Source organism: Sphingobacterium sp. MYb382 (genome assembly GCF_037572665.1).
In the GTDB taxonomy this organism is placed as follows: Bacteria; Bacteroidota; Bacteroidia; order Sphingobacteriales; family Sphingobacteriaceae; genus Sphingobacterium.
Genome location: NZ_JBBGZT010000028.1, coordinates 156,702 through 169,520 on the forward strand (window position 1 = coordinate 156,702; position 12,819 = coordinate 169,520).

General features: G+C 39.2%; 15 protein-coding genes. 9 read left to right on the forward strand and 6 right to left on the reverse strand.

What is annotated here, in order from left to right:
• Window positions 1–30: 30 nt before the first annotated feature.
• Both WH223_RS15095 and WH223_RS15100 read right to left on the reverse strand, forming a co-directional pair.
• A complete protein-coding gene (locus WH223_RS15095; RefSeq protein WP_340048586.1) occupies window positions 31–834 on the reverse strand; it encodes a helix-turn-helix domain-containing protein in 804 nt (267 codons plus the stop codon).
• Window positions 835–903: 69 nt separating this feature from the next.
• Window positions 904–1,899 (reverse strand): SDR family NAD(P)-dependent oxidoreductase, encoded by a 996-nt coding sequence (locus WH223_RS15100; protein ID WP_340048587.1) that lies wholly within the window; start codon window positions 1,897–1,899, stop codon window positions 904–906.
• Window positions 1,900–2,259: 360 nt separating this feature from the next.
• On the opposite strand from WH223_RS15100, the gene WH223_RS15105 reads away from it, so the two are divergent.
• From WH223_RS15105 to WH223_RS15115, 3 genes are read left to right on the forward strand one after another with little or no spacing between them, the layout of a single operon-like run.
• A complete protein-coding gene (locus WH223_RS15105) occupies window positions 2,260–3,438 on the forward strand; it encodes an MFS transporter (protein ID WP_340048588.1) in 1,179 nt (392 codons plus the stop codon).
• A 41-nt stretch (window positions 3,439–3,479) separates the two neighbouring features.
• Window positions 3,480–4,463 carry an aldo/keto reductase gene (locus WH223_RS15110; protein WP_340048589.1) on the forward strand — a complete coding sequence of 328 codons (984 nt, stop codon included), beginning with the start codon at window positions 3,480–3,482 and terminating at the stop codon, window positions 4,461–4,463.
• 4 nt (window positions 4,464–4,467) lie between these two features.
• Window positions 4,468–5,445 carry a cyclase family protein gene (locus WH223_RS15115; protein WP_340048590.1) on the forward strand — a complete coding sequence of 326 codons (978 nt, stop codon included), beginning with the start codon at window positions 4,468–4,470 and terminating at the stop codon, window positions 5,443–5,445.
• Between the two features lie 43 nt (window positions 5,446–5,488).
• Here WH223_RS15115 and WH223_RS15120 read toward each other — a convergent pair whose 3' ends face one another.
• From WH223_RS15120 to WH223_RS15130, 3 genes are all read right to left on the reverse strand, one after another.
• Window positions 5,489–6,280 carry a tetratricopeptide repeat protein gene (locus WH223_RS15120; protein WP_340048591.1) on the reverse strand — a complete coding sequence of 264 codons (792 nt, stop codon included), beginning with the start codon at window positions 6,278–6,280 and terminating at the stop codon, window positions 5,489–5,491.
• Window positions 6,281–6,305: 25 nt separating this feature from the next.
• Window positions 6,306–6,587 (reverse strand): hypothetical protein, encoded by a 282-nt coding sequence (locus tag WH223_RS15125; protein WP_340048592.1) that lies wholly within the window; start codon window positions 6,585–6,587, stop codon window positions 6,306–6,308.
• 373 nt (window positions 6,588–6,960) lie between these two features.
• Window positions 6,961–7,308, reverse strand: a complete 348-nt coding sequence (locus WH223_RS15130; RefSeq protein WP_340048593.1) for a winged helix-turn-helix transcriptional regulator — start codon at window positions 7,306–7,308, stop codon at window positions 6,961–6,963.
• A 117-nt stretch (window positions 7,309–7,425) separates the two neighbouring features.
• On the opposite strand from WH223_RS15130, the gene WH223_RS15135 reads away from it, so the two are divergent.
• The 6 genes from WH223_RS15135 to WH223_RS15160 all read left to right on the forward strand — a co-directional run bounded on the left by WH223_RS15135 (window position 7,426) and on the right by WH223_RS15160 (window position 11,809).
• Complete coding sequence (locus WH223_RS15135) at window positions 7,426–8,853, forward strand: MFS transporter (RefSeq protein ID WP_340048594.1); 1,428 nt, start codon at window positions 7,426–7,428, stop codon at window positions 8,851–8,853.
• A gap of 20 nt (window positions 8,854–8,873) precedes the next feature.
• Window positions 8,874–9,470: a Crp/Fnr family transcriptional regulator gene (locus tag WH223_RS15140; protein WP_340048595.1), complete on the forward strand. Its 597-nt coding sequence runs from the start codon at window positions 8,874–8,876 to the stop codon at window positions 9,468–9,470.
• Between the two features lie 57 nt (window positions 9,471–9,527).
• Entirely contained in the window at window positions 9,528–9,878 is a 351-nt protein-coding gene (locus tag WH223_RS15145) for a DUF4260 domain-containing protein (protein WP_340048596.1), read from the forward strand.
• A 303-nt stretch (window positions 9,879–10,181) separates the two neighbouring features.
• On the forward strand, window positions 10,182–10,763 hold the full coding sequence (locus WH223_RS15150) for a TetR/AcrR family transcriptional regulator (RefSeq protein ID WP_340048598.1): 582 nt from the start codon (window positions 10,182–10,184) through the stop codon (window positions 10,761–10,763).
• Between the two features lie 42 nt (window positions 10,764–10,805).
• Complete coding sequence (locus WH223_RS15155) at window positions 10,806–11,597, forward strand: SDR family NAD(P)-dependent oxidoreductase (protein WP_340048600.1); 792 nt, start codon at window positions 10,806–10,808, stop codon at window positions 11,595–11,597.
• A 122-nt stretch (window positions 11,598–11,719) separates the two neighbouring features.
• Window positions 11,720–11,809, forward strand: coding sequence for a hypothetical protein (locus tag WH223_RS15160; RefSeq protein ID WP_340049201.1), 90 nt, complete (start codon window positions 11,720–11,722; stop codon window positions 11,807–11,809).
• Window positions 11,810–11,882: 73 nt separating this feature from the next.
• Here WH223_RS15160 and WH223_RS15165 read toward each other — a convergent pair whose 3' ends face one another.
• Window positions 11,883–12,722 carry a GLPGLI family protein gene (locus WH223_RS15165; protein WP_340048601.1) on the reverse strand — a complete coding sequence of 280 codons (840 nt, stop codon included), beginning with the start codon at window positions 12,720–12,722 and terminating at the stop codon, window positions 11,883–11,885.
• Window positions 12,723–12,819 lie beyond the last annotated feature (97 nt).

The following is a 12,819-nucleotide window of genomic DNA, read 5'->3' on the forward strand; positions in this document are numbered from 1 at the left end:
TTTTTTAAGAAAAGCCTTTATATTATTGTTTTATTGTGCCTGCGTGGGGGCAAAACCGTATTTCTTTTTAAAAGCGTAGGAAAAGTGTGATAAATCTTCAAAGCCTACTTCTAAATAGATATCTTTTGGCTTTTTATTCTTTTCGTGAAGGAGGTAGTATGCCAGCTCCAGTCTCTTATTAATCATCCATTTCTGGGGCGTCACCTTAAAATGAGCTTTAAAATCCCTTATAAATGTGGATAGACTACGTCCCGTTAAGTAACTTATTTTTTCTAGTGGCAAATTAAACATGAAATTTTTTTCCATAAAAGTTACCAGGTCAACCTTCCCTGGTACATCAAAATTTGCTAATACCCGATCAACTTCTGGATTTATTTCACGCAGTATTGTAATTGCCTCCGTAATTTTCAAATCGGCAATAGATGCTGACATAGGGTCTCCTAATTCGAAATAGGGAATTAACGAGTTTAAACAACTGTCGAGCAAAGGATGGTTACTGAAATGATAAATATGCTGATCTGGCGGTAAGGTGTGCAAAATATTATGTTTACCATAAAATCGCTTTAATCTTTCAACCGATAGATGCATCACCACGGAGGTGTGCGGTAGCCCTTCTTTAGGAAAATTGATGATTGTGGCTAAAAGATTCCGAGGAATTAAAAAAGTATCTCCTTTTTTGAAAAGGTATGTTTTATCCGCTTGTACAATTTTTGTTTCTCCCGCGATAAACCAAACGAGCATATGATCCTCGAATACTATATCCGACTTAAAGAATTTGTCTTCATAGCTAGAAAGCTTAATTTCTTGAGTCAGATATTTTGAGATATGCTCCATTGCGCTGCTATTTCTGTTTTATAATTAAAGATAAGACAATCCTTGCTTTTCACTGGTTTGATTTTTCACTTAATCGATTTGGAATAAAAAGCCGAGTGTCGCTTCGCTCCATTTACATAAGCGTGTGGCAGCCTCTTCATCCAAAGAATAGGCTTTAACGCCCGCAGCTATGGCTGTTGAATGTGTTAACGTAGCCACCTCTGTATCTTCACAATATACGCCACCTCTATTTTCGAGCAATGGACTTGTAGCACACCAAACTGTCGTTGCTGCTCCTTGTTCAATCGTTTTTAGGTGACTCGCAATTTCAGGTTTCAGTTTGCCGGCAGCATCATAAATGCCTAATTTCTGGAATTGTTCTATAGTAGCTTCTCTTGCGAGTTCGGTACCGCCAATACTTCCCGGATGTAGGGAGTAGGCATTGACTTTATGTGCTTGAGCACGACGGTCAAGTTCCATAGAAAATAGATTAACGGCAGTTTTCGATTGTCCATAGGCAACTAAAGTTTCGTACGGACGATTGATAAAGTTGGGGTCATCAAAATCAAAAGTGCCAAATTGGTGACCTTGGGAGGATACATTAACGACGCGAGCACCATTTGCCTTTTTTAATGCAGGCCATAATTTTGACGTTAGTTGAAATAAAGCGAGGTAGTTGGTTGCCAATTGTGATTCTATGCCTTGTGTATTCCTGCGTAATGGTACCCACATAATACCAGCGTTATTAATCAAAAGATGCAAAGGTCTCCCTCCAGCTAAAAATCTATCGGCGAAACAATCAATAGTAGCCGAATCCATTAAATCAAGTTGCTCAATTTCAACCTGTGAGATGCCTTGGAGGTTTAGTCGTGCTTTCTCGACATCTCTAGCTGCTACAATAACTGTAGCTCCTGCAGCCACCAATTTTTTGGTTGTCTCTAAACCAATTCCCGTATTTCCACCTGTAACTATGGCAATCTTTCCTGATAAGTCAATTCCTTGAATGACATCAGCGGCAGTCGACTGCGCGTTAAAACCCGAGTTGATTGGATTTTGTAAAACTCCATTATAATTGTTTGATTTCATTTTATTTATATAAATGTTTAAGACAAAGTTAGCTGGTAAGTCTTTGGTTTACTTTGTTCTAATGGTCAATTTACTTTGTTGTACTTGTCATTATTCATTTTATGAAACAATCAGGCTTTACTTTATTCAGTCCGTCTAAAAAAGAATGATTATACCTTATAAGCTTTAGATGAATCGCTTTAAAAGAAATGTTAATGCTTAATTTCTAGTCTTTAACCTATTAAGATGCTATGGTTTAACCAATACGTTGAAAAAGTATTTTCAATCTATTATTTTTATGATAGATGTGTGTAATTTAAATTATTTGTGTGATGTTTTTTAATGACGGAAATTTGCAGAACAAATAATTCATATATAGAAATGAAAAAGAGTTTATTATCTCTTGCTTTGGGAGGACTCGGAATCGGAGTCACTGAATTTGCCATGATGGGAATGCTTCCTGATGTAGCCAGAGATTTAAGTATATCTATTCCGCAGGGTGGCTATCTGATTGCCGCTTATGCTTTGGGGGTTGTCGTAGGAGCACCATTGTTGGTGGTGGCGATGAGTCGATTTTCACCGAAGCGTACGTTGGTGCTACTGATGATTCTGTTTACCCTGTTCAATGGTTTGTCTATTATAGCGCCCGATTTTGGTTTTCTGCTGGCTTCACGGTTTATATCAGGGTTACCACATGGGGCCTTTTTTGGTGTTGCATCGGTTGTGGCTAGTCGCCTCGCCGTTAAAGGAAAAGAAGCACAAGCTGTGTCCTTGGTTTTCTCCGGATTGACGGTAGCGAACCTGCTGGGTGTTCCTCTAGGTACCTATATCGGCCATCATTTTTCGTGGCGCTATACCTTTGTGTTGATTGCCATTATCGGAGTCTTAACCGTCTTGGCTTTAAAATTTTGGATGCCTGAAGGTGAAGCCACAAAAAGGAAAGGAAGCCCATGGAAAGATTTCGCCATTTTCCGTAATCGTAACATTTGGTTTATGGTGTTAATTTTCTCGGTAGCTCCAGCGGCGCTCTTTGCGTGGATTAGTTACATCGCTCCTTTGATGACGCAGGTGACGGGTTTTGATACGCAGCAACTGCCTTATATCATGGTTTTGGCCGGTCTAGGTATGTTTGTCGGCAACCTGATTGGTGGGAAGCTTACTGATATGTATTCGCCGGTTATCATTGTCCTTTCCGTATTGGTTCTCCAAATAGCGGTTATGTTGGCAATCTACTACAGTGCTGGAAGTGCTTGGGCTTCACTAGTTATGACTTTCCTGACGGGGGTAATCACCTTCGCACTGGTGCCATCGCTTACGTTGCTGCTGTTAAACGCTATAGAAAGCGATGCGGAGATGCTTGTTGCCTCGCTTGGTCCTGCTTGTTTTAACATAGCAAATGCTTTAGGTGCCTTTTTAGGCGGTGTTCCTATCGATAAAGGATACCCTTTTACATCACCAGCTTTGGTGGGGGCAGCGATGTCCTTTGGAGGTATCCTTATCACACTCTTGTATGTCAGCCAGAATAGAAAGAAAAAACACGTAATTATCGCCGAGGCGTAAATAGTTGGTTATTAAATTATAAAAAACAAAATATCACAAAAATGGAATTTAGAAAATTAGGAAATACAGATTTAGAATTATCAGCAATTACATATGGTGCATTTGCTATCGGTGGAAACATGTGGGGTGGCAATGAACAAAAAGACTCTATCGAATCGGTAAAAGCGTCTATCGATCATGGAGTAACGACGTTGGATACAGCACCATTTTATGGATTTGGTTTAAGTGAAGAGATGATTGGTGAAGCTATCCAAGGTTACGACCGTACTAAGATTCAGCTGCTAAGCAAATTTGGTTTAGTATGGGATGGTAGCAATCAGGGTAAAGGAGAATTTTTCTTTGATGCAGAAGAAAATGGAAAGAAAATCCCGGTCTACAGATATGCAGCAAAGGCAAGTATCATCAAAGAAGTGGAAGATAGTTTAAAGCGTTTAAAGACGGATTATATCGATTTATTGCAGATTCACTGGTCTGATCCTACTACGGCAATTTCTGAAACGATGGAAGCGCTAGCGCTACTTATTCAGCAAGGAAAAATACGTGCAGCAGGCGTTAGTAACTATGATGTGGCACAAGTTGTAGAGGCCCGAGAAACGCTTAATATAGCGAGCAATCAAGTAGGCTATAGCATGCTGAATAGAGGCATAGCGAATGATTTGGTTCCTTACGCTCTGGAAAATGATTTAGGCATCATTGTGTATAGCCCAATGGAAAGGGGACTGCTAACGGGTAAGTACTTCAAAGATGGAAAACTAAAGGGTAATGACCACCGAAATGGTTATTTCCAGCAATTTGATTTAGAAAAGGTGAAATCATTTTTAGCAGCTATAGAACCTATTGCGGCAGCTAAAAATGTAAGCGTAGCCCAGTTGGTGTTGCGCTGGACAACTTTGCAGCCGGCTATAACAGTGGTATTGGCAGGGGCTAGAAATGCAGAACAAGCTATTGCTAATGCAAAAGCCATGGATGTTAATTTAACGGCGGAGGAAATGACATTTATCAATGCGGAGCTCGCTAAAATTTAAGGATATGAATAAAAATAGTTTTAAAAAAATAGGCTTAACGACTTTATTGTTTTGGGCTGCTATAAATGCCAATGCACAACAGCAAACCACCCAAATAGATGTTAAAGATAAGAGTTGGTATCCTTCTGTTTATGGTGTTGATGATGAAATTGGAGCGGCTAATTTGCTTAGTCCGGAAATCGTTGTGCAGGCGATGAAGCTCGTCAAACAGGGTAAAACATTAGCGCTGGCTGTTCCGGTAGATAAGCATCTTCCTGCCTTTCGCCATCGTAGTTTTAATTTATACAATATCCAGCCGGGAGAACAAGGAGGTGAAACACTAGGCCCAAATAAGTTCAGCTTTAACGATGAGTTGGTGAATGCTTGGACAGGGGTAGGTACGCAGCTGAATGGGATAGGGCACATAGGTATCGATAATGTTTATTACAATGGTAATCAGGCGAAAGATTTTGTAACTGTAGAAGGAGTGAGAAAGCTAGGGGTTGAAAAGGTACCACCTATAGTGACAAGAGCTGTGGTACTGGATATGACCGCTTATTACAAGCAGGATATCGTAGCGGGAGGAACAGAGTTCACGGTTGCTGATATTCAGGCAGTCTTGAAAAAGCAAGGTATTACACTACGCAAAGGTGATGTCGTTTTGTTTAATACAGGTTGGTTAGCACTTATCGGTAAAGATAATAAGCAGTTTTTAGAAGTTGAGCCAGGTATCGGTATGGAAGCCGCCAAATGGTTGGCCGATCAGCAAATCGTTGCTTTTGGTGGTGATACCTGGGCTTCGGAAGTATATCCAAATCCGAAAAGTAAAGAAGAGTTTCCAATCAATCAGTATCTGTTGGCCAAAAGAGGAATCTATAATTTGGAACTTATTGACACAAGACCTTTGGTTAAACAAAAAATATGGGAGTTTTTGTTTGTATTGGGACAACCTTTGTACGTAGGCTCCACGCAAGTGAATGTGAATCCTGTAGCGATTTATTAATCAGGGATAGCTTAAAAGATCAGACTCCAAAGGGTCTGGTCTTTTAGTTTTTATAGACCAATAAAGCCGATTCTACTTCATCGGGGTATATTTTAAAAGGCATTTCGACATAGGGATCCGTCATCGTATATCCATGATTAAAGAAGTGCAAGGCTTGTTGATATGCCTCCTTCGCTTCTTTTTTGTTTTGTAACTTATGAAGTGCTATACCACGATAATAGTACGCATCAGCTAGCTTCTCCGTATGATTAACCTGTTTGTTGAAGTCTGCTAATGCACCTTGATAGTCTTTTAAGGCTAGCTTTATATTTCCTCGGTAGATAAAATCATATAAACCCACCCAATCTTCACCATGAACAGCCGTTGCTGCCGCTATACTCTTATCGAGGTACTGTAAGGCTGCTTGATAATTGCCTAGTCCATATTCACATAAGCCCATCCAGGTATAAATATTGTTATCGCCTACGGCTTTAATTTCTGCGGTAGTGATGCTATCAAAATGCTTGAAATCAGCTAAGGCACCGCTATAATCGTGTAGAAATTTGGCTTTACACCATGCGCGCGCATCGAGGAAGTCTGCTGGTGCAATAGCGATGGCTTCATCGAGGTAGGCTATCCAGCTGGCATAATCACCTCTCTTAAGAAAGGGTACACTTTTTTCGTGGCGTGCCTTAGCCATATTAGGGCATAGCATAAAGGCGCTATCCAAGTATTGCTGTGATTTATAACTTCCTTGCCAGGCATCTTTCGCATACAAAATCTCAGCCTTAGCGCAAGCATCTAGACTGTCCGCAGAATTTGTTGAAGAATCGCTAACCGCCGTATTTTGTCCCATACAAGCATTTAGGAATAAGGAGATGCTAAGGAAGGATATCAATCGTTTTTCCATCTTTAATAACAAAGGTTAGGTAATAGTAATAATCGTATATATCATCTTCCACTTGCATTATTTTCCAATCGCTAAGGCTTTTTGTGAAATCTAAAAGAGCTTCTACTTGTTTGGGGTTAAATTGTGTAGGCTTATAATCCTGATTAATTTGCAGCACCCTAAAACGTCCTGTTTTTCCTTTACAGTTAACAATAAATCGAATTGTGATGAAACCATCTTTTACAGGATTGTTAGCATAACTAACCTTTTGCAACTGTTTTTCTGCCAGTTTTAATAGTTGCCTTCTACCACCTTTATAGCCTCCGTTTGCATTATAGTATTGGGGTATTTCTCTGTCTAAACAGGTCGTGAAGTTAGGGTCGTGAATTTTTTTTTAAAAATAAAAATAACCCACATTTGATGGTTTTAGGGCTTTAATTAAGTTTTATTTTTTTCGAATGTTCCATTAGATTTGAGTAAAAAGAATAATAGTATAAAAAGGGGCAATCGCAGCATAGTTCTGTGTAGGCGTAGAAAAGTTACGTAGTTGGTTACTTTGTTAAAGATACATTTTTTATCTCAATAGGGCTAAGTCTTAACTTAAAATAAACGCAACTAATTTCTTGGTATGCTACAGCTTATCTAGGCTACTTTTCCACTTCCGGGCCATACTTGTAGTTTTTCCACCAATCATCAAGCAGTTCCAAAATTGGCAACAACGACTTGCCGACGTCCGTCAGTTTGTACTCCACTTTAGGAGGTGATTCGGCATATACTGTTCTGCAAATGATGCCGTCGCGTTCCAACTCCCGCAATTGTAGGGTAAGCGTTGTCTGCGCGATACTATCCATGTCTCGGCGCAGCTCTCCAAACCTTTTGGGGCAGTCTGATGCAATCATTTTTATGATTAAAGCCTTCCATTTACCACCAATTATTTTGAAGATGCCGTTAACATCACAGCAGCTTTCATATTTCTTACTATTTTTTGTCTCCATAAGGACTTCATAACTAGTATTAGTACATAACTTAATACTAAGTGCATTGCTTGTAACTACTTGATTGATTGTTTTCGAAGCGGTAAATTTACCCTTTTAAATACTAAGCAAAGAAGAATGAAGTTAACTGTCAATGAAATATTTAAAACGTTTATCCTTTCGATAGGGGTGTTTCTGTTTGTTTTAGATCTTTTTATTATCAATGTATCCCTGCCTAGTATTCAGCATAGCCTACACTTAGCAAATAGTGCGGCACAGTGGATTATTATCCTCTATGTTATTGGCTATGCTAGCTTATTGATCAACGCCGGTAAGGCCGGCGAGGTTTACGGAAGGAAGAAATTATATGTAATCGGGATGATAGGTTTTACCGTTTCATCTTTTATTTGTGGTCTATCCAACGATATATATGTGTTGCTAGCAGGTCGTTTATTGCAAGGAATAAGTTCAGGATTGATGGTGCCACAGGGGATTGCTTTGATAACTATTCTATTTGCAGAGCAGCAGAAAAGAACGATGGCCTTAGGTATCTACGGTAGTTTTGCTGGTGTGGCATCCGTTATCGGTCAGCTTCTTGGGGGAATCCTCCCAGATCAAAACTGGATAGCAGAAAGCTGGCGATTGATTTTCTTAATTAACTTACCAATAGGTATTCTTGCCGTTTTAGCTACAGCATGGCTTATTCCTAAAGACCTGGTAAATACAGCACAGAAGGTGTTGTTCTACCCAATGTTTCAACTGTTTGTAGTCCTCATTCTACTCATCTATCCGCTAATTAAAGGACCTGAATTGCACTGGCCATTGTGGTCTATCGTTATGCTAACAGGCGCATTATTGCTATTATTCCTCTTTATACGGAAGCAGCAACGTATATATCATAGCGGGCAACAAGCTATGCTTAATTTCTCTCTATTTAAAAATCGAGTCTTTAACCTTGGGCTACTCATTGCGGTGGCATACTATATGGTGCAGGATTCCTACTTTATCATCAACTCGAATTATTTACAAACCGTCAAAAATTTCACCTCCACAGATACGGGCATCGCTTTCGTCTATCAAGGTATTGGTTATGTCGTAGCGAGTATAATTGCTAGCCGACTGGTACATAAATACGGTAAGAAAGTTATTTTATGGGGTGTGACGCTAATGGTAGTCAGCTTGGCTATTCATTTATGGGTTTTAGATCAATATCAGCTGGATCCTATCCATATACACCTACTTTTCTTCTGCTATGGAATGGGCTGTGGTAGCGTATTACCTTCGTTGATGACGCTGGCTTTACGTGGGTTGGATGAATCCCTGATAGGGGTAGGTTCAGCCTTGTATTTAACCGTGCAGCAGCTCGCCATTTGTTTGGGTATTGCCTTTGTTGTAGGTTTGTATTACAATACGACGAATCCTTCATTTTTAGGCTTCCAACAGCTATCCAGTGCTTATGGATATGCGACCTTACTATCTATGGGCTTGCTAGCTCTTGTTTGGGGTATTGTGGCTTGGTCCAATTTCTTCAAAAGACAAGAAGCGGAAACGAGCGCTAAAAATTAGGTTTATTTGTTTACGTGTTTATGGCGGCTATTAAGGAGGTTTTAAGGCAACATTTTGGAGAATTGTCTGATGCAGAATTAGCGATTATTCTTCCATTCTTTAAGGATGAGAAGTTAAGAAAGCATGATTTTTTTTCCAAACAGGGGAGTATCTGTAATCGGTTGAGTATTATTAAGACGGGCATATTTCGCGTTTACGCTCCTGCGGAGGATAGAGAAATTACCCAATGGATTGCTACAGCTGATTCTTTTATAACCGATGCAATGGGTTTCTTTTTTGATCAGCCCAACCGTTGGAATATCCAGGCTTTTACAGATGTAGAGCTGCTCAGCCTACATAAAGAAGACTACGAAAAGATTAGTGAAGTTTTTCCTCGATGGCCAGCTATTGAAAAGCAGTTTATCATTAAATGTTTTGCTATGATGGAAAGTAGGGTGTTTTCTCATCTATCGATGAACGCTGAGGAACGCTATGAGGCCTACTTTGAGCACAATAAGGAATTGTTCAACCAGGTGCCGCTTCATTATATAGCGTCCGTATTGGGGATGTCGCCCGAAACATTTAGTAGAATCCGGAAGCGACAGATCGAGAAAAGCTTGATAAAAGTCAAGGGTTAAAAACTATTTCTTGCCGAACTTTGTCTTAGTTTATTCATAAAGATGATGACAAAGACTATGAAGAATTTAATAAAGCTTGAAGAACTCGGTCAATTAGTATTGGCAATTTTATTGTTTAGTCAGTTAGACTATGCATGGTGGCTTTTTCCAGCCTGTTTATTACTGCCCGACTTATCCATGATAGGCTATGCTGCTGGGCCTAAAGTTGGTGCCTTCTTCTACAATCTGTTTCACCATAAATTCCTTGCAGTGATCGTTTTTTCGCTAGGCATTTTACTCCATATCCCGGTGTTAGCCTTTGCAGGAACTATTTTATTTGGCCATTCAGCTATGGATAGAATATTCGGCTATGGACTCAAGTATAATGATGGTTTCCAGCACACACACCTTGGAAGGATAGGGAAATAGAAATAGTCTATTCTACGCTATAAAAGTTTATTAGAGGCGTAGTTTATTTGGCGATACGCCATGTATCATGCTCAACAAGGAAACGGAAAAAACAGATTTCTCTTTTCAAAACCCCGATAGGCTCAAAGCATCGGCAAAACCAAGGAAGCTACCAAAAATAGCAATGGACCTTTGAAGTTGGACAGCAAAGACCGAGAACAAACAAAAGCAGGAACAACAGGAAAATCCACAGGCTTCTAATGGAATAAAATTTCTGGATTAGATTAATTTTTTTACTTTTGTATCGATTATTACAAAAGTATAATGAAAGGTAGACCTAATATCCATCAGGATAACGAAATTATTCTCAAAGCTCAGGAGATTTTCTGGCAGAAGGGCTATTACAGCACCTCACTTTCTGACCTAAGCACTGCAACGGGCGCTGGTGCCGGAAGTTTATACAATACTTTTAAGGGTGGTAAAAAGCAACTTTTCAAAGAGGCTTTACTACAGAGAAGGGAGCAGCTAGCCATATTTAGGGAAGCATTGGCAAACAGTGAGCAGCCTGTTAATTTAATCAAAAAGTTCTTTTTGTCTATAGCAGATGAAGATATACAGGATCATCAAAAAGGTTGCATTGTTGCAAATACGATCGTCGAAATGAGTTTTATGGATGAGGAATTACAAACCGAAGCCACGTTGATCCTAAAGGAAACGGAGCAACTTTATTTATCAGTTATTGCGAAGGAACAAAAAAAGGGAAACATCAAGTCAAAGATATCAGCCGAATTGCTAGCAAGACAGCTTATTACATTCTGGTTAGGAATAAATTCCCTTAGACGAATTTATGCTGACAAGCAAACTCTGAAAGACCAGATTGGGCTGCAGCTAAATATATTGGATTAAAATTTTTTTGGTCATTTTTTGAACAATCATTACAAAAATAATATGGATTTACAACTCAACGGAAAAAGAGCATTTATCAGCGGATCTACACAGGGCATAGGCTATTCTATAGCCCAGCTGCTATTACAGGAAAATGCTTCGGTGATTATTAATGGGAGGAACGAGGAAAAAACAAAAGCAGCCTGCTTTCTGCTTCAGCAACAATTTCCCAATGCGGAAGTGGATTATGTCGTAGCCGATTTTGCAAAAAAAGAGGATGTGGCAAAACTTTTAGAAGAACTGACGGACATAGATATCCTGATCAATAATGTGGGGATTTTTGGACTAGAAGATTTCTATCAAACTACCGATGAAGATTGGTACAAGTACTTTGAAATTAATGTAATGAGCGGTATGCGCCTATCCAAAAAACTATTACCTGAAATGATCCGTAAAAACTGGGGAAGGATTATTTTTATCAGCAGCGAATCAGGTGTAAATATTCCAGGGGACATGATCCACTATGGTGCGTCCAAAGCCGCAATGTCTGCATTAAGCAACGGATTATCCAAGTTGACCAAGGGAACACTGGTCACCGTAAATACCATCCTTGGCGGACCTACCTACTCGTATGGTGTCGCGAATACCATAGGACAGATTGCGGAGGGACAAAATATGGATTTAGAACAGATGAAGAATGCCATTATCCAACATGCTAACCCACACATACTCTTACAGCGTTTTATTCAGCCTGAAGAGATAGCTAACCTTGCCGTTTATCTTTCAAGTCCGCTTTCGATCGCAACAAATGGTGCTAGCTTACGAGCGGACAGTGGTGTTTTAAAAGTAGTTTAACTCTTAATAATCGCCTTAGGCCCTGACCTGGAGGAGAAATCAGTTACTAATAAGGTTGCGAATTGGCAATTTTATTGTTTAGTCATGTAGACTATGCATGGTGGCTTTTTCCAGCCTGTTTATTGCTGCCCGACTTATCCATGATAGGTTATGCTGCTAGGCCTAAAGGTGATGCCTTCTCTTACAATTTGTGGATATGGACTCAGGTATAATGCTGGCTTCCAGCATACACACCTTGGAAGGATAAGAAAGAATAAATAGTCTATTATACGCTAGAAAAGTTTATTAGAGGAACTTTTCTAGCCATACATTATATTTTTTTAGCGCTTCCTGATCAGCCAAAATAGCCTTTTGCTTATAACTTTCATCGGTAATGATTATATTTTTGTTTTCAATATCTATTATAGTTCTGTTGTCAAGGTAGTAATACTTGTTTTTTAGAAATTGTGCTGGCGTAATGAGTTTTTGTTTTAGTGCTTCTGCCGTAGGAAAAGCCTGTATTTTCGCTGTTTTCTGAACGATATTTGTAATCACAAACGAGAAATATCCTTTATTGTCTTCAACTTTTAGAATCAGGCCCGGTAGTCCAGCGAATTTATAAGGACCATAAGGTAGACTAATTTCAGGAGTAAAGAATGCTGTCCAGCTGAGATCCCCAATTTTACATTGTGCTTTTTGTACTAGTAAACCATGAATACTGTCAGTGTCGGGAAGTAAATCCCAATGAAGGACAATCTTCTCTTGGTAGTAGCTATTGTCTTTCTCTCTGCCTAATGTACTGATATAACTATCTCGTGTAGTAAACATATTATTTTGGTGAAAGATTGTATAAGCCAAGTCAAATGGTGTTTTACTTTGTATAGCATAGGTTATTCCTTTGTTGTGATCAATGTCTTCGGCAGCAATAATGGAATCCCGGATACCTTTGTTATAGGCTTGGAAGAAAGTAACATTGTCGCCAACCAGTAGTTCCATTGTTTCTTCTTCCTTTTTATCACGGTTAAGGGAATCTTTGACGTAACTGTGTTTATAAACAATTTGGTAATTAATAGGGTACTTGCTTTCTTGACTCATCGATGAAAAGGAGACAACTGAAAATAGTAGTGCTAGTAATAGGTGTTTCATCTTTAGGTTTTTAGTTTATTTTTTTCTTAAAATCAGGTTTTACACTTCTTTTGTTCTTTCTTTTGCAAAACAAAACCAGATTTGAAGTGCAGATTCG

Excerpts from the sequence above, each read along its gene's own strand:
- WH223_RS15095 (WP_340048586.1), bottom strand. The coding sequence starts at position 834 with ATGGAGCATATCTCAAAATATCTGACTCAAGAAATTAAGCTTTCTAGC.
- WH223_RS15100 (WP_340048587.1), bottom strand. The coding sequence starts at position 1,899 with ATGAAATCAAACAATTATAATGGAGTTTTACAAAATCCAATCAACTCG.
- WH223_RS15105 (WP_340048588.1), top strand. The coding sequence starts at position 2,260 with ATGAAAAAGAGTTTATTATCTCTTGCTTTGGGAGGACTCGGAATCGGA.
- WH223_RS15110 (WP_340048589.1), top strand. The coding sequence starts at position 3,480 with ATGGAATTTAGAAAATTAGGAAATACAGATTTAGAATTATCAGCAATT.
- WH223_RS15115 (WP_340048590.1), top strand. The coding sequence starts at position 4,468 with ATGAATAAAAATAGTTTTAAAAAAATAGGCTTAACGACTTTATTGTTT.
- WH223_RS15120 (WP_340048591.1), bottom strand. The coding sequence starts at position 6,280 with ATGGGACAAAATACGGCGGTTAGCGATTCTTCAACAAATTCTGCGGAC.
- WH223_RS15130 (WP_340048593.1), bottom strand. The coding sequence starts at position 7,308 with ATGGAGACAAAAAATAGTAAGAAATATGAAAGCTGCTGTGATGTTAAC.
- WH223_RS15135 (WP_340048594.1), top strand. The coding sequence starts at position 7,426 with ATGAAGTTAACTGTCAATGAAATATTTAAAACGTTTATCCTTTCGATA.
- WH223_RS15140 (WP_340048595.1), top strand. The coding sequence starts at position 8,874 with ATGGCGGCTATTAAGGAGGTTTTAAGGCAACATTTTGGAGAATTGTCT.
- WH223_RS15145 (WP_340048596.1), top strand. The coding sequence starts at position 9,528 with ATGAAGAATTTAATAAAGCTTGAAGAACTCGGTCAATTAGTATTGGCA.
- WH223_RS15150 (WP_340048598.1), top strand. The coding sequence starts at position 10,182 with ATGAAAGGTAGACCTAATATCCATCAGGATAACGAAATTATTCTCAAA.
- WH223_RS15155 (WP_340048600.1), top strand. The coding sequence starts at position 10,806 with ATGGATTTACAACTCAACGGAAAAAGAGCATTTATCAGCGGATCTACA.
- WH223_RS15165 (WP_340048601.1), bottom strand. The coding sequence starts at position 12,722 with ATGAAACACCTATTACTAGCACTACTATTTTCAGTTGTCTCCTTTTCA.